Annotated in this window: 18 protein-coding genes; 5 read left to right on the top strand and 13 right to left on the bottom strand. The window is 69.1% G+C overall.

What is annotated here, in order from left to right:
• Positions 1–119: 119 nt before the first annotated feature.
• Positions 120–602, bottom strand: a complete 483-nt coding sequence (locus tag ACFV2O_RS13605) for a MarR family transcriptional regulator (protein ID WP_356964719.1) — start codon at positions 600–602, stop codon at positions 120–122.
• A 139-nt stretch (positions 603–741) separates the two neighbouring features.
• Between ACFV2O_RS13605 and ACFV2O_RS13600 the strand changes: the two genes are divergently transcribed.
• Positions 742–1,929 (top strand): MFS transporter, encoded by a 1,188-nt coding sequence (locus ACFV2O_RS13600; protein WP_379252031.1) that lies wholly within the window; start codon positions 742–744, stop codon positions 1,927–1,929.
• Between the two features lie 57 nt (positions 1,930–1,986).
• On the opposite strand, the gene glmS is transcribed toward ACFV2O_RS13600, so the two are convergent.
• On the bottom strand, positions 1,987–3,870 hold the full coding sequence (gene glmS / locus ACFV2O_RS13595) for a glutamine--fructose-6-phosphate transaminase (isomerizing) (protein WP_356964722.1): 1,884 nt from the start codon (positions 3,868–3,870) through the stop codon (positions 1,987–1,989).
• A 36-nt stretch (positions 3,871–3,906) separates the two neighbouring features.
• Here glmS and ACFV2O_RS13590 point away from each other — a divergent pair, with 36 nt between their 5' ends.
• Entirely contained in the window at positions 3,907–4,764 is an 858-nt protein-coding gene (locus tag ACFV2O_RS13590) for a hypothetical protein (protein ID WP_355076274.1), read from the top strand.
• Positions 4,765–4,791: 27 nt separating this feature from the next.
• Here ACFV2O_RS13590 and ACFV2O_RS13585 read toward each other — a convergent pair whose 3' ends face one another.
• The 5 genes from ACFV2O_RS13585 to ACFV2O_RS13565 form a co-directional block, all read right to left on the bottom strand.
• Entirely contained in the window at positions 4,792–5,142 is a 351-nt protein-coding gene (locus ACFV2O_RS13585; RefSeq protein WP_379252030.1) for a hypothetical protein, read from the bottom strand.
• A gap of 47 nt (positions 5,143–5,189) precedes the next feature.
• Positions 5,190–6,998, bottom strand: coding sequence for a hypothetical protein (locus tag ACFV2O_RS13580; RefSeq protein ID WP_379252029.1), 1,809 nt, complete (start codon positions 6,996–6,998; stop codon positions 5,190–5,192).
• Positions 6,999–7,056: 58 nt separating this feature from the next.
• The gene (locus ACFV2O_RS13575) at positions 7,057–7,368 is read right to left on the bottom strand and encodes a hypothetical protein (protein WP_355076269.1); all 312 of its coding nucleotides are present in this window, start codon (positions 7,366–7,368) and stop codon (positions 7,057–7,059) included.
• 128 nt (positions 7,369–7,496) lie between these two features.
• On the bottom strand, positions 7,497–7,805 hold the full coding sequence (locus tag ACFV2O_RS13570) for a DUF6802 family protein (RefSeq protein ID WP_379252028.1): 309 nt from the start codon (positions 7,803–7,805) through the stop codon (positions 7,497–7,499).
• A gap of 98 nt (positions 7,806–7,903) precedes the next feature.
• Complete coding sequence (locus tag ACFV2O_RS13565; RefSeq protein WP_039795694.1) at positions 7,904–8,095, bottom strand: PspC domain-containing protein; 192 nt, start codon at positions 8,093–8,095, stop codon at positions 7,904–7,906.
• Between the two features lie 147 nt (positions 8,096–8,242).
• Here ACFV2O_RS13565 and ACFV2O_RS13560 point away from each other — a divergent pair, with 147 nt between their 5' ends.
• On the top strand, positions 8,243–9,898 hold the full coding sequence (locus tag ACFV2O_RS13560) for an ABC-F family ATP-binding cassette domain-containing protein (protein WP_379252027.1): 1,656 nt from the start codon (positions 8,243–8,245) through the stop codon (positions 9,896–9,898).
• Positions 9,899–9,926: 28 nt separating this feature from the next.
• Here ACFV2O_RS13560 and glmM read toward each other — a convergent pair whose 3' ends face one another.
• The 5 genes from glmM to ACFV2O_RS13535 form a co-directional block, all read right to left on the bottom strand.
• A complete protein-coding gene (gene glmM / locus ACFV2O_RS13555) occupies positions 9,927–11,303 on the bottom strand; it encodes a phosphoglucosamine mutase (protein WP_379252026.1) in 1,377 nt (458 codons plus the stop codon).
• Between the two features lie 216 nt (positions 11,304–11,519).
• On the bottom strand, positions 11,520–12,029 hold the full coding sequence (gene rpsI, locus ACFV2O_RS13550) for a 30S ribosomal protein S9 (protein WP_195080437.1): 510 nt from the start codon (positions 12,027–12,029) through the stop codon (positions 11,520–11,522).
• Positions 12,026–12,469, bottom strand: a complete 444-nt coding sequence (gene rplM, locus ACFV2O_RS13545; RefSeq protein ID WP_067803768.1) for a 50S ribosomal protein L13 — start codon at positions 12,467–12,469, stop codon at positions 12,026–12,028. The genes rpsI and rplM overlap by 4 nt, the downstream gene beginning before the upstream one ends.
• Before the next feature lie 174 nt (positions 12,470–12,643).
• On the bottom strand, positions 12,644–14,278 hold the full coding sequence (locus ACFV2O_RS13540) for a hypothetical protein (RefSeq protein WP_379252025.1): 1,635 nt from the start codon (positions 14,276–14,278) through the stop codon (positions 12,644–12,646).
• Between the two features lie 100 nt (positions 14,279–14,378).
• Positions 14,379–16,871, bottom strand: coding sequence for an FHA domain-containing protein (locus tag ACFV2O_RS13535; protein WP_379252024.1), 2,493 nt, complete (start codon positions 16,869–16,871; stop codon positions 14,379–14,381).
• Between the two features lie 107 nt (positions 16,872–16,978).
• On the opposite strand from ACFV2O_RS13535, the gene ACFV2O_RS13530 reads away from it, so the two are divergent.
• Positions 16,979–18,424 carry a metallopeptidase gene (locus ACFV2O_RS13530; protein ID WP_379252023.1) on the top strand — a complete coding sequence of 482 codons (1,446 nt, stop codon included), beginning with the start codon at positions 16,979–16,981 and terminating at the stop codon, positions 18,422–18,424.
• Positions 18,425–18,431: 7 nt separating this feature from the next.
• On the opposite strand, the gene ACFV2O_RS13525 is transcribed toward ACFV2O_RS13530, so the two are convergent.
• Positions 18,432–19,751: an FHA domain-containing protein gene (locus ACFV2O_RS13525; RefSeq protein WP_379252179.1), complete on the bottom strand. Its 1,320-nt coding sequence runs from the start codon at positions 19,749–19,751 to the stop codon at positions 18,432–18,434.
• A 145-nt stretch (positions 19,752–19,896) separates the two neighbouring features.
• Here ACFV2O_RS13525 and ACFV2O_RS13520 point away from each other — a divergent pair, with 145 nt between their 5' ends.
• Entirely contained in the window at positions 19,897–21,102 is a 1,206-nt protein-coding gene (locus ACFV2O_RS13520) for a hypothetical protein (protein WP_379252022.1), read from the top strand.
• The last annotated feature ends 14 nt before the right edge of the window (positions 21,103–21,116 follow it).

Below are 21,116 nucleotides of genomic sequence, written 5' to 3'. Positions count from 1 at the left end.
GCTCCGGACGTCGCCTCGGCGAGGTCCAGCCGAGAAACCGCGAAAACCTCCGACGAAGCGTCCCCGAGAAAAGCCCGGACCTCGACTCCGCACTCATTGATCGCCGAGCCGTCCCGCACTCACACCGGACGGTAGTCGCGGTGCCGTGCGCCGTGGGTGTTCAGTGCTTCGACCGCGGCCACGAGCGGAGCGAGTTCGGGATCGGCGGCCGCCTGCCCGAGTGCTCCGGCCAGGGCGGCGTCGTGCGTGGGCCGCGCCTGTTCGAGCAGGTCCAAGCCCGCCGGGGTGACATCGGTGTAGATGCCGCGACGGTCGTCGGGGCAGAGGTAACGCTGGAGCAGGCCGCGATCTTCCAGCCGGGAAACCAATCGGGTGGTCGCGCTCTGGCTCAGCACCACGGCCTCGGCCACCTGGTTCATCCGCAGGTGCCCGCCCGGCCCGTCGTGCTGGCGGCTCAGCACCACCAGCAGGGAGTACTCGCGAACGCTCAGGTCGTGGCCGGATTGCAGGGCCCGCTCGATGTGCGCCTCGATCCGGTCGTGTAGCAGCGAGAGTGCGTACCAACCATCGGCGAGGCCGGTCAGGGCGGCATCCGCGGTCATCGGCGTTCCTTCGGCGTCGGGGTTCGTGTCTCCAGGATAGCCAGGGATCACAATAGCCCGCGCTTGCAATTAAAGAGCGTATGCAATTATTGTTTCCGCCTGTAATAGTTTGAAGCAACGTCACGTGGAGGCTTCGTTCATGCCCCTCGCACTCCTCGCCCTGACCCTCGGGGCATTCGGAATCGGGACGACGGAATTCGTCGTCGTCGGACTGCTACCAGACATCGCGAGCAGCTACTCGGTGTCCATCCCCACCGCGGGCCTGCTGGTCACCGGCTACGCGCTCGGCGTCGTGGCGGGTGCGCCGCTGATGACCGGGCTGGGTACCCGGCTGTCGCGCAAACGGATGCTGCTCGGCATGCTGACGCTGCTCGTCGTCGGCAACCTCCTGTCCGCCGCGGCACCGACCTTCGCGCTGATGCTGACGGGACGGATCGTCGCGTCGCTGGCCCATGGCGCGTTCTTCGGGATCGGCGCGGTCGTCGCCGGGACCCTGGTCAGCGCCGATCGGCGCGCCGGTGCGATTGCGATCATGTTCACCGGACTCACCGTCGCCACGGTGGTCGGCGTACCGCTGGGAACGCTGCTCGGCCAGCACTTCGGCTGGCGGCTGACCTTCGTGTTCGTCGCACTGGTCGGGTTGATCGGCCTGCTCGGCGTCGCGGCGCTGGTCCCGGAACAGCCTGCCGCGGCGAACGCCGCGCTGCGCACCGAACTGGCGGTGTTCCGCAACCCCCAGGTGCTGCTGGCGATGGCGATGACGGTCCTCGGCTTCGGCGGGGTCTTCGCCGCGATCACCTATCTCGCGCCGATGATGACCGAGGTCACCGGCTATGCGGAGAGTTCGGTCACCTGGCTGCTGGTGCTCTTCGGCCTCGGCTTCTTCGCGGGCAATCTCATCGGCGGCAAGTTCGCCGACCGTCATCTGATGCCGATGCTGTATCTCACACTCGGCGGGCTCGCGCTCGTCCTCGCGCTGTTCACCATCACCGCGCACGACAAGATAGCCGCCGCCGTCACGGTGGTGTTGATCGGCGCACTGGGCTTCGCGACCGTGCCGCCGTTGCAGAAGCGCGTCCTCGACCAGGCCGCGGGCGCACCGACCCTCGCGTCGGCGGTGAACATCGGCGCGTTCAACCTCGGCAACGCGGTGTCGGCCTGGCTCGGTGGCGTGGTGATCGCCGCAGGCTACGGCTACACCGCACCCAACTGGGTCGGCGTCGGTCTGGTGCTGGCGGCGCTACTGCTCGCGATCCTGTCCGGGCAGCTCGAGCGTCGCGCGACACCCACCGCCCCGGCGGAGCCCCTGGCTACCGTGCCGGCATAGCCGCCGGTCGCCCCGGCGAAACAGCGGCCGCGCACTGCGAAGTGCGCGGCCGCCGAACTATTCCACGGTGACGGATTTGGCCAGGTTGCGCGGCTTGTCGACGTCGTAGCCGCGCGCCTGCGCCACCTCGGCGGCGAAGATCTGCAACGGCACCGTCGACAACAGCGGCTGGAACAGCGTCGGTGCGCTCGGGATCTCGATGAGGTCGTCGGCGAACGGACGCACCGTGTCGTCGCCCTCCTCCGCGATCACGATGGTGCGCGCGCCGCGAGCCTGGATCTCCCGGATGTTGCTCAGCAGCTTCGAGTGCAACACCGCGCGCCCCTTCGGCGACGGCATCACCACGATCACCGGCAGGCCGTCCTCGATCAGGGCGATCGGACCATGCTTGAGCTCACCCGCCGCGAACCCCTCGGCGTGCATGTAGGCCAGTTCCTTGAGCTTGAGCGCGCCCTCCAAGGCCACCGGGTAACCGACGTGCCTGCCCAGGAACAACACGGTCGGCACCTGCGCCAGCTCCCGCGCGATGGCCCGCACCTGCGGCGCGGTCTCCAGCACGCGCTCCACCAGCTTCGGCATCGCCTCGAGTTCGGTGAATTCGCGGGCCACCTCGTCCGGGTACTTGGTGCCGCGCGCCTGCGCCAAGGCGAGCCCGACCAGGTAATTCGCTGTCACCTGGGCCAGGAACGCCTTGGTGGAGGCGACGCCGATCTCCGGCCCGGCCCTGGTGTAGAGCACCGCGTCGGACTCGCGAGGGATCTGCGCGCCGTTGGTGTTGCAGATCGCGAGGACGCGCGCCTTCTGTTCCTTCGCGTGCCGCACCGCCTCCAGCGTGTCGGCGGTCTCGCCGGACTGGGAGATCGCCACCACCAGCGTGGAGCGGTCCAGCACCGGATCGCGGTAGCGGAACTCGCTGGCCAGCTCCACCTCGACGGGCAGCCGCGTCCAGTGCTCGATGGCGTACTTCGCCAGCAGGCCGGAGTGATAGGCGCTGCCGCACGCCACGACGAAAACCTTGTCGAAATCGCGCAGCTCCTGATCGGCGAGGCGCTGCTCGTCCAGCACGATCCGGCCCGCGCCGTCGTGGTCGGTGCTGAAATGCCCCATCAGGGTGTCCGCGACCGCCGCGGGCTGCTCCTCGATCTCCTTGAGCATGAAGTAGTCGTGGCCGCCCTTCTCGGCGGCGGCCAGGTCCCAGTCGATCGTGAACGGGCGGGTGCGCGAGCTCGCGTCCTCGCCGGCGAAGTCGGTGACCCGGTAGCTGTCCAGGGTGATCACCACGGCTTGGTCCTGACCGAGCTCGACCGCCTCGCGGGTGTGCTCGATGAACGCCGTGACATCCGAGGCGATGAACATCTCGCCCTTGCCCACGCCCACCACCAGCGGGGTGGAGCGGCGCGCCGCCACGATCGTGTCCGGATGGTCGGCATGCGTGAAGACCAGCGTGAACGCGCCCTCCAGACGGCGCAGGACGGACAGCGCGCTGGCCGCGAAGTCGCCTGCGGTCGGGCCATGGGCGTACGCGCGGGCCACCAGGTGCACCGCGACCTCGGTGTCGGTGTCGCTGTTCAGCTCGACCCCGGCGTCCTCCAGTTCGCGACGCAGCGGGGCGAAGTTCTCGATGATGCCGTTGTGTACGACGGCGACCTTGCCGGTGTGGTCCCGATGCGGGTGTGCGTTGCGGTCGGTCGGCGCGCCGTGCGTGGCCCAGCGGGTGTGCCCGATGCCCGTGGTGCCCACGAAGCGATCGATCCCGGTTTCGGCGAGCTGGGCCTCCAGGTTGGCCAGGCGGCCCGCCTTGCGTTCCACCGCCAGCGTGCCCGCGCCATCCAGGATCGCCACACCCGCGGAGTCGTATCCGCGATATTCCATGCGGCGCAACGCGTCAACGACGACGCCGAGCGCGTCTCGGTACCCGACGTACCCCACGATTCCGCACATGGCTCACCACACTACTTATCGGATAACGTTCACGTCGTGTCGGCGTCTGTGAAATCGCTATTGAGCACCCTGACCAGCCGGGGCCCGCACCGCGTGTTGCGTGGCAATCTGGCCATCGCCGGCCAGCCGGGGGTGGTGTTCACGCCCGAGACCGGGCGGAACCTACCTGCCGTCGCGTTCGGACATGGCTGGTTGACCGGGGCGAACCACTACCGCACGCTGCTCGAACACCTCGCTTCCTGGGGAATAGTGGCCGCCGCGCCCGACACCGAGCGCGGACCGATTCCGTCACATCTGGGGTTGGCCGCCGATTTGCTCACCACGCTCGACATCTGCACCGGCGTGCGGCTCGGGGACGGCGAGATCAGCGTGCATCCGGAGCGCCTGGCTCTGGCCGGGCACGGCATGGGAGCGGGCGCCGCGGTCATCGCCGCAGGCCGCCGCGACGTCGCCACCGTCGCGGCGTTGTTCCCCGCGCCGACGGCGCCTGCCGCCGAAGCCGTCGCACCGGAGCTGGACGTTCCGGCGTTGATCCTGGCCGGCGCGACCGACATCACCTCGGTCAGCTCGAACGCCATCCCACTGGCCACCGCCTGGGGCGGCCCGGCGACCCTGCGCGCCATCGACAAGGCCTCGCACAACGGCATCATCGAGGGGCGGCGCGTCCTCGCCGCCGTGGGTGCGGGCAAGCACGAATCGAAGACCTCCCGCACCACGCGCGCCCTGCTGGCCGGTTACCTGCTCGCCACGCTGGCGGGCGACAAGACCTATCGCGCCTTCACTGATCCCGACGAGGTCATCCCGCACACCACCGTGGTCGACCCCGCGGCGCCGCAGGAGAAGGAGCCGCCGAAGCTGAAGGTCGGCCAGCTCGCCGCGCTGCTGCGGCGGTAGCCGACCGACCGGCCCGCGGAGCGCCGGTCAGATCAGCCAGCTCTTGCGTTGGTAGAACTTGGCCTCCTCGTCCTCTTCATCGACCGGCGTCACCGTGTGATTGGCCCGGCGGGCGGCCATCGACCGTGCGATGGCCGCGCGCTGCTCTTGTGCTTCCTCTTGCAGTCGCTGCCGCTCCTCCGCCTCGGCGGCGGCCTTGTCCAGGTCGGCGGCGTGCGTCACCCAGAACTCCTCCATCTCGGCGGTCAGCCGGTCGGCGATTTCCCGGCCGGTCGCCGCGGTCTGCTCGTTGATCGCCTGGATCTCGTCGAGCAGCAGCGACATGCGGCGCTGGTTCTCGGCGGCGAGTTGCCTCGCTTCCTCGGCGTAGTCGACCATGCTGCGCCTCCTCGCTCATGCGGTGTGCGACCTCGTCCCGGACGGGCTCACAGTGGACCCGCCTCGGCGAACCCCGCGTCCAGCGGCCCGGCTTCGGCGAGTTCCGCGCCACTGTCCACTGGAACGTCCGGTTCCCGCGCGCCCTGCTCCGGCATCGGCTTCGGGTAGTGCTCGCCGTCCTCTTCGCGCCGGGTGCGCGGCAAGGTTCCGCTCGGCAGCCCGGGCCGATCGTCCTCGGTGTCCGGTTCCGAACCTGGAGCGGGCGTTTTCTCTTCTTCCTGAGGTTCCGGTGCCGGAGACTCCCCGTTCCGAGACTCCGGCGTAAGAGCCTCAGGCGCCGGGGGCTGCGCGTTGTCTGCGTCCGGCTCCATCGTCGAGATGACCGGTATGCCGTGCTCGTTCAGCTCGACGGTGAACTCCTGCTCCGCACCGGTGGTATCGGAGAGGACGAGTTTCAACCGGCCGTCCGGCCCCATCTCGAACTGCACATGCTTACCGCCGATATCGAATTCCGCCTCGGCGCGCGGCTTTCGGTTCCGACCTTCGTCGTCCCGGTCGTCGGCTTCGGCGTTCTGCGGATCAATGCTGTGCATGAGCTTTTCGATCGCGTCGTCGACTCCGCTTTCGATGATTCCGCTCAACGCGGACACGCCCTGCTCCACCGCTTGACCGAGACCGGTTGCAAGCGGCGCGAATTCCCGCGCCACCTGGCTGAGCGCGGCAAGTCCGTCCAGTGCGGGCATCCTGGGCGCGGGGGCGGTCGGGATACTCGGTGTGGTCGGGATACTCGGTGCGGTCGGAATACTCGGCGTGGACGGGTTGTCCGACGTGGTCGGTGTGGTCGACGCGGGGACTGTGGTCGGTGTGGTCGACGCGGGGACTGTGCTCGGTGTCGTGCTCGCTGGGACCGTGGCGGCGGGCGGGCCCGGCGGGGCGGACGCACTGGTCACCTCGGTTTTGTCCTGGTCGACCGGTGTCCCCGGTTGTGGTTCGGACGGACCTTCCGGTCGCGGGTAGCCATGCTCGGCCACTTGCGTCAGCGCATCGGCCAGGTTCTTGTACTGGTCCTTGAACAGTCGATCGACCTCGGTACAGACGTCGATATAGGACGACAGTTTGCGGTCGAAGTCCGGCTTGAACGTCTTGGTCAGCCATTCATCGGTGACGCTGCGCACTCGCTCGCCGTACGCGCCGGTGAGCATGTTCTCGCTGTCGGAGTTGATGAAGCCGAGCACGCTTGTGTTGATCTTGTCCTCCGGCACGGCGAGTGCGGGGAAGATGCGGCCCAGCTCGCGGACCTGGTCGGCGTCGATCCATTCCCGCGCGTTGTGCACGTCGACGATGACCTTCACCTCCGCCGGGGTCTTACCGTCGATCTCGACGACCTTCCTGCCGCCCACCGGTCCCGCGAGCAACTCTCGGGTGGCGAACGCCTTCGCGGCCACCGCCGACCGCAGCGAACCCGCCATATCGGCGATCACGGTGACGGCGGCCCTGACGTGCTGCCGGTCCTCGTCGGCCAGGACCGACTGTTTGCCGAGCATGTCGAGCGCGGCGGCGGCCGCCGTACCCTGCCACAGTCCGGGCAGCCGACGGGTGTAGCCCTGCTGCGCGTCCCATTGCCGATCCACTTCCGACAGTGCGGCTTTCAGCGCCTCGCCCGTCTGCTCCAGTCTGTCCAACCGGGTGCCGCGCTGCTCGTCGTACATCGCCAGCAGTTTGCCGACGCCGACGCGTCTCTCGTTGTCGCCGAACGCCGCCTCGTACAGCGGCGTGAACTCGATCCAGTACTGCAACCCCGCGCTGCCCTCGTCCAAGAGGGTGTCGATCGCCTTGCCCTGCCAGGAAACCGTCATGATTCCGACTCCCCGAATGTCTGGCGTCGCCGGTGCGAGCACGGGTCATTCGGCGGTCTCATGTCTTGTTCGTCTCGGAAGCGCGCTGCTGGTCGGTTTCGGCGTAGGCCACCACGGCGGCCCCGAGCGCGTCGGCGGTCGCGGTGGTGGCCTCACTCCAGTTCCGCAGCCACGCACCGACCCGTTCGAGGCCCTGATGCACCGCGATCCCCTGCGGCGCGTAATTCCGGCCCGCCTCGTCACCGCTGCCGAACAGGTGATCGGCGACTCCCTTCGCCTGGTCGCGGACGACGTCCGCCGATCTGCGATAGTCGCTGCCGAGCGCACCGAGCTCCCCCGTGCGCACACCGACCATTTCCGACCCGCCCACGACTCCCCTCCGTCCTCGTAGTGTCGTTGCGCCGACGCGAATCTCGTTCGCGCCGAATGCCGCCCTACTTCCTTCGACGCAACACGCCGACACTCGGTTCCCTCGAATTTTCGCCCCCGCGGATTCGGTCAGCTTCCGATTCTGCCTCGGTCGGTGCGGACCCATTCGGAGGTGCCGTCGGGGTGGCGGTGGAATTCCCATGCGGCGTAGTCGCCGTCCTTCTCCACCACGGTGACGTGGTCGGCGAAGCCGTCGTGGTCGTAGTCGGTCCAGACCTGCATCGCGTCGGCACCCGTGGTAGTGACGGTGTCGAGCGAGCCGTCGCCGTCGATGCCCTGCGTCGGGTGGTGCAATTCGATCGCGCCCAGGCCGTCGAGCGACGAAGACGCGTCGATACCGGGTATATCCAGGCCTGGGAATTCGCTCGAGGTGATCATGACCCCTCCTCAGCAGGACTCGTACCGGTGGTGCGATGCCGCTCGAGCGGCATCGTTCCATCCTGTCACCCGCGCGGGCTCGACGCAGCCCCGCGAGTTCACTTCTTCGGCATCAACAGCCACAGCACCAAGTAGATGACGAACTGCGGGCCGGGCAGCAGGCACGACACCACGAACAGCAGACGGACGACGTTGGCGTTCCAGCCGAGATACTCGGCGATGCCACCGCAGACGCCTGCGATCCACTTGTCGTGGGTGGAGCGGGTGAAACGGCGGGTGGGGGCGGTCATTGGTCTTCCCTCTCGTGCGGTGATCGCTACGTCCTCCACTGTGCCCGTCGTCGCGGGCCCCGCCATCGGCCCGGCGGCCGATACCGACCCTGATTTCTCCCGGGGTCGACCTCAGGGTCCGACCCCGAGCACGGCAGACTCGTGCTGGTGAGCACCACTCTGCATGCCCGCGGCCTGTCGGCCGGTCACGGCGAGCGCACGCTGTTCGCCGACTTGGATCTGACCCTCGCGCCGGGCGACGTGATCGGACTGGTCGGTGTGAACGGCGCGGGCAAGTCGACGCTGCTGCGCATGCTCGCCGACCGGCACGCACCGACGGGCAGCATCACGCTCAGTCCCCCCGACGCGACGGTCGGTTATCTGGCCCAGGAGGCACAACGGGTCGAAGGCGAGACCGTCTTCGAATTCCTCGGCCGCCGAACGGGAGTCACCGAGGCGCAGCGAGTGATGGACGCCGCGGCCGAGCGCCTCGCCGACGGCGGGCCGGACGAGTACTCCCCCGCACTGGAACGCTGGCTCGCCCTCGGTGGGGCCGATCTGGACCAGCGCGCCCACGAGGTCGCCGCGGATCTCGGCCTCGCGGACAGTCTGCCCAGCGGCCTGGATACACCCATGACCGGTTTGTCCGGCGGTCAGGCCGCGCGGGCCGGGCTGGCCTCGGTCCTGCTGTCCCGCTTCGACATCCTGCTGCTGGACGAGCCGACCAACGACCTGGACCTGGACGGCCTGGCCCGGCTGGAACAGTTCGTCGCCGGTGTGCGGGTCCCGTTGATGGTGATCAGCCACGACCGGGAGTTCCTGGCGCGCACGGTGAACCGCATCGTGGAGCTGGATCTCGCGCAGCAACAGGTCGGGTCGTACGACGGCGGCTACGAGTCGTACCTGATGGAGCGCGAGATCGCCCGGCAGCACGCGCGCGAGGCGTACGAGGACTACGCCGACACCAAGGCTGGCTTGGAGGCCCGCGCGCAGATGCAGCGCAACTGGCTCGAACACGGTGTCCGCACCGCCCGCCGCAAGGCGCGTGATCCCAGGAAGGTGGACTCGGACAAGGCGGGCCGCAAGATGCGGGCCGAGTCCACCGAGAAGCAGGCCGCCAAGGCCAGGCAGACGCAGCGCCGCATCGAACGGCTCGAGGTGGTGGAAGAACCCCGCAAGGAATGGGAACTGCGCATGAGCATCGCCGCGGCCCCGCGCAGCGGCTCGGTGGTGGCGACCCTGTCCCAGGCGGCCGTCACCCGTGGCGACTTCACGCTCGGCCCGATCACCACCCAGGTCGACTGGGCCGACCGCATCGTGCTGACCGGGGCGAACGGCTCCGGGAAGTCGACGCTGCTCGCCCTGTTGCTGGGACAGCTCCAGCCCGACACCGGGACGGCGAGCCTGGGCTCCGGCGTCGAGGTCGGCGAGGTCGACCAAGCGCGCGGGCTGTTTCGCGGGACCGCGGCCCTGGCCGCCACTTTCGGCGGCGAACTGCCGGACTGGCCGGAGGCCGAAGTGCGCACGCTACTGGCGAAATTCGGCCTGCGTGGCCCACACGTGCTGCGGCCGTGCGACACGCTCTCCCCCGGCGAACGCACCCGCGCCGCCCTCGCGCTGCTCCAAGCCCGGGGCGTGAACCTGCTCGTGCTCGACGAGCCGACCAATCACTTGGACCTCCCCGCCATCGAACAACTGGAGCAGGCCGTCGAGTCCTTCACCGGCACACTCCTGCTCGTCACTCACGACCGCCGCATGCTCGACACCGTCCGCGCGACCCGCCGCTGGCACATGAACGCGGGCGTACTCACCGAAACCCACTGACCCACGGCCGCGGCACGACCTCAACCCTCTATACCCCTGCGACCCGCTTCGCCAGATCGTCCGCCAGCTGGCGCGCCTGCGCCGGGTCGGTGGCCTCCACCATCACCCGCACCAATTCCTCCGTGCCGCTGGGTCGAAGCAGCACGCGCCCGGAGTCGCCGAGTATCCGTTCCGCCTCCAGCACGGCTTCGCGGATCTCGGGTGCGCGCGCGACCACGGATTTGTCGTTGACCGGCACGTTCACCAGAATCTGCGGCACGGTGCTCAGCACGCTCGCCAAGTCGGCCAGGCTGCGCCGGGACTGCGCCATCCGCGCCATCAAGCGCAGGCCGGTGAGAATGCCGTCGCCGGTGGTGCCGTATCGCGGGAACACCACATGCCCCGACTGCTCGCCGCCCAGCGTGAAGCCGCCGCGCCGCAACTCCTCGAGCACATAACGGTCGCCGACGGCGGTGGTGCGCACGGTGATTCCGGCCGTCCGCATCGCGATGTGCAGGCCGAGGTTGCTCATCACGGTGGCGACCAAAGTGTCTTCGGCCAGCTCGCCCGCCTCGTGCATGGCGAGGGCCAGGATCGCGAGGATCGCGTCCCCGTCCACCACATTGCCGTAGGCGTCCACGGCCAGGCAGCGGTCGGCGTCGCCGTCGTGCGCGAGACCGAGATCGGCGCCGTGCTCCACCACCGCGGCCCGTACCTGCTCGAGATGGGTCGATCCGCAGCCGTCGTTGATGTTCAGCCCGTCCGGCTCGGCGTTGATGGCGATCACCGTCGCACCGGCCTCACGGTAGGCGGCGGGTCCGACTTCCGCGGCGGCGCCGTGCGCGCAGTCGACCACGACGGTCAGCCCGGATAGGTCCTGGCCCGTCGCCTCCACCAGATGTTCCACATAGCGTTCGTGGGTGCCCGCGAGGCTGTACTGATCCGGGACGGCCAGCCCGTGATCGCGCGCGCCCGCCGCGCTGCGGACCCGGCCGATGCCCGCACCGGTCGGCCGGAACTGCGTCTCCGCGGCCATGAGCGCCTCGATCCGGTCCTCGATCGCGTCGTCGAGTTTGTGCCCGCCCGCGGCGAAGATCTTGATCCCGTTGTCGGGCATCGGGTTGTGCGAGGCGGAGATCATCACGCCCAGACAGGCGTCGTACAAACCGGTGAGGTAGGCCACGGCCGGGGTCGGCAGCACCCCCACCGACAGCACGTCCACTCCCGCCGCGGTCAGCCCCGCGGTCACCGCGGCCTCGAGCATCTCCCCGCTGGCCCGCGGGTCGCGCCCGACCACCGCGAGCGCGCGCTTCTTGCCCCGGCTCAGGATCTGCGCGGCCGCGCCGGAAACGCGCAACGCCAGCTCCGGACTCAGTGACTCGTTGGCAAGCCCGCGGACTCCGTCGGTGCCGAACAACCGTCCCATACCTCGCCCCTCATTGGTGATCTGTGGCGTGGGCGCGCCGGCCCGGGAGGCACCGGCCCGTGCACCACGAAGGCCCCGCTAACGCCGCATCTTCATACAGCGCGAGAGCAGGCGACCAGCTGTTCGCTGGAGCCTGCTCTCGTACAGCTGCCGCGTCGACCGTACCGCGTCCGGCACCGCGAGGGTGCCGGATGCGGTGGGCCGACGTTGCCGAAATCAGCGCTTCGAGTACTGCGGCGCCTTGCGCGCCTTCTTCAGACCGTACTTCTTGCGCTCGGTGGCGCGCGGGTCACGGGTCAGGAAGCCGGCCCGCTTGAGGGCGGGACGATCCTCCGGGGTGACCTCGATCAGCGCACGGGCGATGGCCAGCCGCAGAGCGCCTGCCTGGCCGGACGGGCCGCCGCCGACCAGGCGGGCGTGCACGTCGAAGGACTCGGTGCGCTCGACGGTCACCAGCGGCGACTTGACCAGCTGCTGGTGCACCTTGTTCGGGAAGTAGTCCTCGATGGTGCGGCCGTTGAGCACGAAGTTGCCGGAGCCGGGCAGCAGGCGCACGCGCACGACGGCCTCCTTGCGGCGGCCGACGGTCTGCACCGGGCGGTCGATCACGATCGGAGCGTAGGACGCCGAGGCCTCGGAGTCCTCGTAGCCCGCACCGTCCTCGACAGCCTCGGCGGCGTCGAATTCCTCGACGTATTCCTCGTTGAATTCCTCGGGAGCGGTCACTGGGCCACCTGCTTGATCTCGAACGGAATGGGCTGCTGGGCGGCGTGCGGGTGCGTCGGGCCCGCGTACACCTTCAGCTTGCCCGCGATCGCGTTGCCGAGCTTGTTCTTCGGGATCATGCCCTTGACGGCCTTCTCCACGAGCCGATCGGGGCGGCTCTCCAACACCTGACCGACGGTCCGCGACTTGAGGCCGCCCGGGTGCCCGGAGTGGTGGTGGATCAGCTTGTCCTGCCGCTTGTTGCCGCTGATGGCAACCTTGTCGGCGTTGATGATGATGACGAAATCGCCACCATCGACGTTCGGGGCGTAGGTCGGCTTCGTCTTGCCACGCAGCAGATTCGCTGCCTGGACGGCGAGACGGCCGAGCACTACGTCAGTGGCGTCGATGACGTACCACTTACGGGTCACGTCACCCGCCTTGGGGCTGTACGTAGGCACAGTGCTTCCCTGTCTGTCGTCGGTGTTGCCAGCCGAGCGTGCGGTCGAGGTGTTCCCGGCGGCCGGTGGAGACCCGGGACTCGGCGGACATCCGGACGATCACCAGGAGTCGGCCGGACGTTCCACACGCCAGCGAGCAACGATACCAGTGGGGTATCGCGGGAAGAAATCGCGTCAGATCTCGATCGGCGGGCCCAGGTCGATGGCGCCCGGCGGGCCGGGGACCAAATAGCGCAGAGTATCGACATCGGGCCGTCCGCACTCGGCGGCCCGTTCCCGCGCTTCCCGCTGGTTGCCCCGTGCGGCGGTGACCCCTGGTTTGGGCTGGATGATCGCATCGGGCGCGGTCGGACAGCCGACCGGCTCGCCATCGACCCCTTCCTCCGCGACGACCGATGCCGTGTCGAGGACGCCCGGCCGCGCGGTCAGCTCCACGCCATGATTCCCGGAGGGAAGCGCGACCACGGCCAGCGCCACCGCCCCGACGACGGTGTTGGCCCCGAACAAGTTGCCCTTCATCTTGTTCCACAGCTTGCCTTTGGGGTGCCGGTCCTCGTCGTCGGAGTCGGCGCCCGAGTCCTGCCATGGCCCCTGGCGCTGCTGACCGGGGTACGACTGTTCCGGCCCGCCGGGATAGGGCGGACGCGGGCCGAGGGGCGGCACCGGCCCACCGGGCGGACGACCGCCGTCTTGCTGCTCGTCCGGCGCGCTCGGCGGCCGGGTGAAGCGGCTACCCAGCTCGGCGAGATTCGGCGGCAGGCCACGCGGCGCTTCGTCGCGACCGATCCTGGTCGTCGCCTCTTCGGGTTGGGTCGGGTATCCCGGGCCGTACTGCACACCGGGCACCGGCCGCGCCGACCGCTGACCCGCGTCCGCCTGCTGCGGGGGGTACTGCGCGTCCACCGGGCGCTGCGGAGCGGGCGCGGGTTCGGCGTGCCTGCCCGCGGGCTCCGGCTCGTCCGCCTCCGGATCGCTCACCAGCAGGTGCGCCGCGCCGAGGACGAGGGCGTGCATCGGGTGATCGGCCACGTGCAGGCGGTGTCCGAGATGGTTCTGGAAGGCCAGGCGCAACGCGTCGTTGAAGCGCACGTTGCCCGACAGCAGGACCGTCGAGGTGTCCGCGCCGATCGAACGGGCCGCCGCCATGACCTCGATCACGACGTCGTCCGCCGACCTGGCGTCACGCATGGCCTCCGCGTCCACCGGAACGTCGACCGACTCGGTGGGCTGCTCGTCGTCGCCGTGCACCGCGACCACCAGCATGCCGCGGCCGTCGGAGTACACACCCGTCGCGCCGACGCCGTTCGGCCTGGACCGGTCCGGCGGGTGCACCAGTCCGAGGGCGCGGACGTAGCCGGACAGCGCGACGCTCTCCGGCAGCGGTTCCACGACGACATCGAGCTGTTCCACCATCGAGGCGTAGACATCGATCTTCTCGTCCGGCCAGCTGTCCGGGTAGGGCAACGCCACCAGATCCGGTTTGCCGCGCAAGTGCTTGCCGATCTCGGCGAGCGGGTTGTACAGACGCGCGCGGAACACCAACTCCGCGGGCCATGTCGCGCCGGCGACCACGATCTGCGGATGCCCGAGGATGTCGCGCACGTCGGCGATCGCCATCCCGAGATCGGGTCTGTTGCGTTCCACGCCTGCCGTGTGCAACCGGCCCGACGAATCCGCCAGCAGATAGGCCGGCGGCGTCCACATGCCCTCCACCTGCACGGGGCGGATGGGAACGCCACCGCCACCGGCCGCCACGGACACCACATCCCAGCCGAGATGCACTGCCCCTACTCGCACCGTCACAGGCATAAGTGTGCCCGGTTCGCGGCCGAGATGCTCGTCGTTGCCGTCCCACGCCGCTGGGCGCCGCCTCCGCGCACCGGGGCGTAGCCGGACCGTCCGGACCGCGTCACGCGGCCGACTTCTTCAGTCGCAACCGGCGCCAGGTCATGACCGCGAGCACCACGGTGATCAGCAACAGCACGCCGACGTCCAACGCCCAGATCTCCGCCTTGTGCTGCCAGAGCGTGTCGGCCTGCGCGTTCAGGAACAGTTCGCGGATGTTCACCGTCGACGCGCCCGTCGCGTATCCCCAGCGAGCGGGGAACAGCCAGGACACCTGCTCGAGCACCACCCGGCCGGTGACCGGGATCAGGCCGCCCGCCATCACCAGCTGGCACATGATGGCCACCACCAGCAGCGGCATCACCTGCTCGTTCGACTTGGCCAGCGACGAGAGCAGCAATCCGACGACCACACAGCAGATCGCGGTCAGTGCGATGTCGATGTACAGCTCCGCGCTGCCGGACGCCAGCACCGCGCCCTGACCCGGACGCTTCTTGCCCGCGAGGACGATGCCGACCAGCACCGCCGATTGCAGCAGCGCGGTGAAGCTGAACACCGCGATCTTCGCCATCAGATACGCCGAGGGCAGCAACCCCACGGCGCGCTCGCGATGGAAGATCGTGCGTTCGCCGACCAGGTCGCGCACCGTGAGCGTGGAGCCCATGAAGCAGGCGCCCAGGATCAGCACCACGAGCAACTGCTGTGTCTCACTTCCGCCTTCGGGCACGAATGTGCCGTCCGGCAGCGCTCTCAGCGCACCGCGCTGGAAACCGTTCTTCCCCGGCACCACCAGCGACAGGCCGCCGAGGATGAACGGCAGCAACACCAGGAACGTCAGATATCCGCGGTCGGCCAAAATCAGGCGGACCTGCCTGCGCGCCAGGGTCGAGAACTGTTTGCCGCGGCTGGATTGCGGCGGACTGCCCGCGGGCCCGTACGGTTGCGCAGGCGGCGGGGGTGGCGCCGCGAACGCCTGCCGGGAGCGATACGCGGCGAACGCCTGATCCGGGTTGGCCGCGACGTCGGCGAAGATCTCCGCCCAGTCGCTGGTGCCCAGCGTCGCGCCGACACCGGCCGGATTGCCGCAGTAGGCGGTCTTCCCGCCGGGGGCGAGCAGCAGCACCTGATCGCACATGTCCAAGTGCGCCACCGAGTGGGTCACCACGATCACCACGCGGCCCGCGTCGGCCAGTTCGCGCAGCATCACCATGACCTGGCGGTCCAATGCCGGGTCCAGGCCCGAGGTCGGTTCGTCCAGGATGAGCAGCGACGGGCCGGTCAGCAGTTCCAGCGCCACCGAGGCGCGCTTGCGCTGACCGCCGGAAAGGCGGTCGACCCTGGTGTCGGCGTGCTCGGTGAGCGAGAGCTCTTGCAGCACACCGTCGATGACCTGCTGCCGGTCCTGCTTGCTGTTGTCCCTCGGCAGCCGCAGCTCGGCCGCGAAACCGAGTGCCTGGCGCACTGTGAGCTGGCGGTGCAGCACGTCGTCCTGCGGCACCATGCCGATCCGGGAACGCAGCGCCTCGTACTCGGCGTGCAGGTTGCGGCCTTCGAAGGTGACCACGCCGCCCGAAGGCCGGGTGGTGCCCGCGATCAGGCGCGACAGCGTGGATTTGCCCGCTCCGGACGGGCCGATCAGCGCGGTCAGGGTGCCGCGGCTGGCCGACATGTTCACGTCGACGAGCAGTTGCTTGTTGCCCTCGACGGTGAAGCCGACCCCGTGCACCGCGAGGCCCTGCTCGGCGACCGGCTTCTGCCGGTGCACCAGTGTGCCCTGCTGGACGACGAAGTCGACGTTGCCGATGGTGATGATGTCCCGCTCGCGCAGCACCGCCCGTTGCTGGCGGTGCCCGTTGACGAACGTGCCGTTCGCCGAGCCGAGGTCCTCGATGGCCAGCCCCTCGGCGGAGGCAACCAGGCGGGCGTGCTTGCGCGAGGCCAGCGGATCGTTGACGACGATCTGGTTGTCGGTGGTGCGGCCGATGCTCAGGCCGGTCTGCGGGATCCGGTCGGCGCGGGCGATGGGCGCTGTGCTCGCCCTGGCCCGGACCGGCGGCATGTTCGAGGTGTCCGCCCTGGTCGTCATGTTGATGTTCACCGCGGGCGCCGGTGCGTCCTGGGGCGGCGGATAGTGCGGATGCTGGAACTGCTGCACGGGCCGCCGGACCCCGTGCGGCGGCGGTCCCGGCTGCGGCACCGGAGCCGGTTGCGGCGGGCGCGCGGAAGGACGGTGCGGGGGTTGCGGGTTCGCGGGCAGCAGGTGCAACAGCGGGCCGCTGATCGCGTCACCCAGCCGGACCTGCGTGGGGCGGTCGATCGACACCGGCTGGGTCAGCCTGCGCGCGTCCACGAAAACCCCGTTGGTGCTCTTGTTGTCGGTCAACACCCAGGCGCTGCCCTGCCAGGCCAGCGTGGCGTGCACACGCGAGACGAGCGGGCTGTCGACGAAAAGCGTCACCTCCGGCGCGCGGCCCATCGTGACCTGCTGGCTCGAATCGAATACTCGTTCGTTTCCATCATGGCGCACGGTGATGGTCTGCGCCCCCGGTGAAGACATGCAGCGGATACTATTCCATCACCCGGACATCGGCGGTGCCCCCGATGCGCCAAATGCCCCGATCCGGCGACCGATGTGAACGATCTAGCGGCCGACTAGGGGGAGCCTTGCCGAGAGTCCGACCGACCGCGCTGGTTGCGACGCTGCTCAGCATTCTGGTGCTGGTCGGCGGCTGTATTCGAGTGGTCGACGGCCGGGCCGTCTCCGTCTACGACGATCCGTTCAAGGTTGCCGGGCTGCCCACCACGAGCGGCCCCAGCGGCCCCCGCACCGGCGTCCCGGACAGCACGCTGACCGCGACCAACGGCGACGGCGGCGCCGTGGACACCCTGGCGCTCAACGCCGTCGACGACATCCAGACCTACTGGCGCGGCGAGTTCGGCAAGGAGTTCCAAGGCGAGTTCAAGCCGGTCGAGAAGCTGCTGTCCTGGAGCGCGAAGGCCGGGCGTCCCGAGTCGGTCGAGTTCTGCAAGGAGAGCACCTACCGCTTGGTGAACGCCGCCTTCTGCCGCCTGGACAATTCCATCGGCTGGGATCGGTCGGTGCTGCTTCCCACCATGGAGGAGACCTTCGGGAAGATGTCGGTGGTGATGGTGCTCGCGCACGAGTACGGGCACGCGGTGCAGACCATGGCCAAGATCGTCGGCGCGAAGGACCCGGTGATCGTCAAGGAGCAGCAGGCGGATTGCTTCGCGGGCGCGTTCATGCGGCACGTGGCAGAGGGCAAGGCAAAGCACTTCACGATCAACACCTCCGACGGCCTCAACACCGTGCTCGCCGCCACCGTCGCCATCCGCGACTCCGACCCGGACGATCCGGAGAGCGTGCACGGCTCCGCCTTCGAACGGGTCACCGCCGTGCAAATCGGTTTCACCGACGGTCCCAAGGCATGCAAGGGCATCGACCAGGACGAGATCGACCAGCGCCGCGCCAATCTGCCGCAGAGCTTCAGCGATGACAACGGGCGCGGCGAGTACCCCATCACGAAACAGACCCTGGTCGAACTCACCAAAGCACTCAAAGCCATTCTGCCGATCGACCACGAGCCGACATACGACTACTCACGGGCGAAGATCAATTGCCCCGACGGCGTCGTGACCGAACCGGTGTCGTACTGCCCCGCCGCGAACACGATCGCCACCGATATTCCCGGACTCGCCGAGCGCGGTACCTCGACGTCCGGCGCGGACGACCCGCTGCCGCTCAAGGTAACCGGCGACTACAACGGCTACATCGTGTTCATCTCCCGATACACCTTGGCCGTCCAGCAGAGCCGTGGTCAGAGTCTGGTCGGGGCCAAGACCGGCCTGCGCGCGGCCTGTCTGTCCGGAGTGGTCACCGGCAAACTCGCCGAGTCCGGGCGGCCGGTGGATCAGGGCGATATCAAGCTCGCCGCAGGCGATCTGGACGAGGCGGTCTCGGGGCTGCTCACCGATGGCCTGGCCGCGAGCGACGCCCAGGGCAAGACCGTCCCGAGTGGTTTCTCACGAGTCGAGGCCTTCCGCGCCGGTGTCCTGAACGGCGAAAGCGTGTGCGCCGCGCGCTATTCGTAGCGCGGGCTCAGCGGCCGAACGGCGGCGGCGCGGCCAGTTCGAAGCGCAGCACGCGGTTGCCGAGCATGATCTCGGTGCCCGGCATGAGCGCCATGGACTGGCGCGGCGCCAGGCGCACCCAGTCGCGGTAGCCCGGCAGGCGAGTGCGGGTTCCGTTGGTCGAGCCGCAGTCCACCACCGTCACATCCCAGTTCACCAATCGGATTTCGGCGTGCGCCCTGGACATGCCACCGGAGGCGTCGTCGACCCGCAGCGGGACGAGTCCGCTCTCCGCGGCGGGCGAGTGCTCCGGATCGCGACCGATCACCGCGTCCGCGGCGAGCATGTAGGTCATGCCGTCGTCGAGGATCAGCATGCCCAGCGGCGGACGGACCACCTCGATCAGCGCCTGGGTCTGGTCGACCGGCATACCGCAGACGGTGCAGAACGCCGCCCGAGGATCGCTGGGATGCGCTCGCGCGCATTTGAATCCCATCACCTTGACCGTCAGCGCGGTGGCCTTCGCGGTCGCCTCGAGCCGACGCTGCAGCTCCGGGTCGGGCCGCGGCGCGGGATTGGTGCCGCCCAGCTGCGTCGGGGCGTGGTGCGGGTCGATCGGCGTCTGCTCGGTCTGGGCATCGAGCATCGCGGTCGACGGCGCCGTCGGGTATCGCGGCGGTCGCGGCTCCTGCCGTTGCGATTCGGCGGACGGCTCGTATTCGACGCGCGCCGTCGGCACCGGATGCGTCTCCGGGCGGTGGTGCGCGCCGGCGGAGCCGGACTCTCCGCCGTTCGTCGGCAGGCCCGTGCGGGAGCCATCCGTCCAGACGATCGCGCCACCTGCCTGCGCGATGCCCTCGACCAGCCTGCCGATGCCGGGCTCGGGTGGCAGATCCGGGATGCGGCCCTTCGCGTCGTCGACGAACAGCGCCGCCGCCCGCGCCGGAACCGCCGCGACCCGATCCACCGTGAAGGCGGCATCGCTGCCGCGGTATCGCTCGAGCACGCCGTCACCGGCCAGCACGGCGGTGATCGCCCCGTGCAAGAAGATCGCCACGCCCCCGTGCTCGGCGGTGGACAGAATGCCGAAGTCGATCGGCTCGCCCGGGCTGATCTGCTCGGCCTGTTTCATCAGCCAGCGCGTCGCGTGCCGGGCCACCAGAGCGCCGGGGCCACCCGGCTCCCGATCGGTCGCGTCGCGCACCAGTTCGGCCAGTGATTCCAAAGCGACGACGGCGGTCGAGTCCGGGGTGGGCCTGCCCGGCCTGCGGTGCGCGACGACGACGACCGCGCCCGCGACCCTGGCCACGGCGTGGCTGCCGACGACGACCTCGACCTGCCGATCCATCACCGGTATCGGCCTCCACCGGGATTGCAGTGCAAGGTCGTCGCCACACCGACAAGGGTATTGCAATACGACGACCATCGGTCCCCCTACCCGGCGTCCGTCGGGTAACTTCAGTGTCAGCAACGGGAGGAACGAGGGGCCTGAGATGGTTCGGACGCAACGGATCGCGCTCACCGCGTCTTGCCTGGCACTGGCGGGGATGCTGGCCGGTTGCGCGGGTGTGCACGGCACGCCGACCGCGGGTGAGATCGATGTGCGCAAGCTGGAAGTCGGCACCTATCCCGTCGACAAGCACGAGTACAACCAGGATTCGGCGGGCAAAGGCGCGCTGCTGGAAGGCATGCGGATGTCCGACGCCGTGGCTCCGACCGTGCGCGTCGACTCCACGCTGAAGTTCGGCCGCGGCAGCACCGTCGTCAAGGACGCCGAGCAGGCGCTCGACTTCGTGGCCAAGGTGTCCAGGCCGGTCTTCGACAATCGCAAGCTGGTCGTGGGATACGCCGCCAGCGGCGCCGACCGTCCCGATCCGGCCGGCCAGTCCAATCCGGCGCCGCAGGCCACCGCGGTCACGAACGCGTTGTTCCGCTTCCCCGACGAGGCCACCGCGAAGCTCGCCGCCCGTGAACTCGAGGACGTCGACATCGCCGTTTCGCCGGACAATCGCAAACTGTCGTCCACGAAGTATCCCGACTCCTACATCCACTGGCGGCCCGGCGTTCCCAACGTCGGCACTTTCATGGCGTACAAGGAATTCGTCATCTCCTTGTTCATCCAGCGTCCGACGGCGGATGGCGACGACCTGGTGAAGTGGGTCGACAAGACCTTGGCCGCCCAGGTCGCGCAGCTGGACAAATTCACCCCGACCCCGGTGAACAAGCTCGACACCCTGAAGGCCGATCCCGACGGCCTGCTCGCCCGCGTCGCGGTCGCCGACCGCAAGAACCGCGTGCCGGATCCGGCGACCTTCGCCGTCTACGGCGGCTTTCACACGGTGCACCGCGCCGATGACGAGTCGGTCCACCTGCGCCTGGTCGAGGAAGCCGGCGTCGATCACATCGGCCTGCTCGACGACAGTTACGTCGCTCGAACCCGAGACGCGGCCGCCGCCCAGAAACTGGTCACCGGCCTGTTGGACAGCGAAGGCGCGCACTACGATCCGCTGGGCGCTCCCAAGGATGTCCCCGGCGCCAAGTGCCTGCAACTCAACAGCAAGGGCGACCCGGACCGCGAGTACAAATACCGGTGTTACGTCGCGTACAAACGGTACGTCGGAGTCGTCACCAGTGATAAGGAACCGGACGTGCGACAGAAGGTCGCCGCGGAGTACGCGCTGCTGGCGAACAGTTTCTGAGATCGACGGCGGTA

The sequence above is a fragment of the Nocardia sp. NPDC059691 genome, from assembly GCF_042733915.1.
GTDB classification, from domain to species: domain Bacteria; phylum Actinomycetota; class Actinomycetes; order Mycobacteriales; family Mycobacteriaceae; genus Nocardia; species Nocardia sichangensis.
The sequence above is the reverse complement of the archived record's forward strand: the minus strand, read 5'-3'. Positions and strand labels throughout refer to the sequence as shown.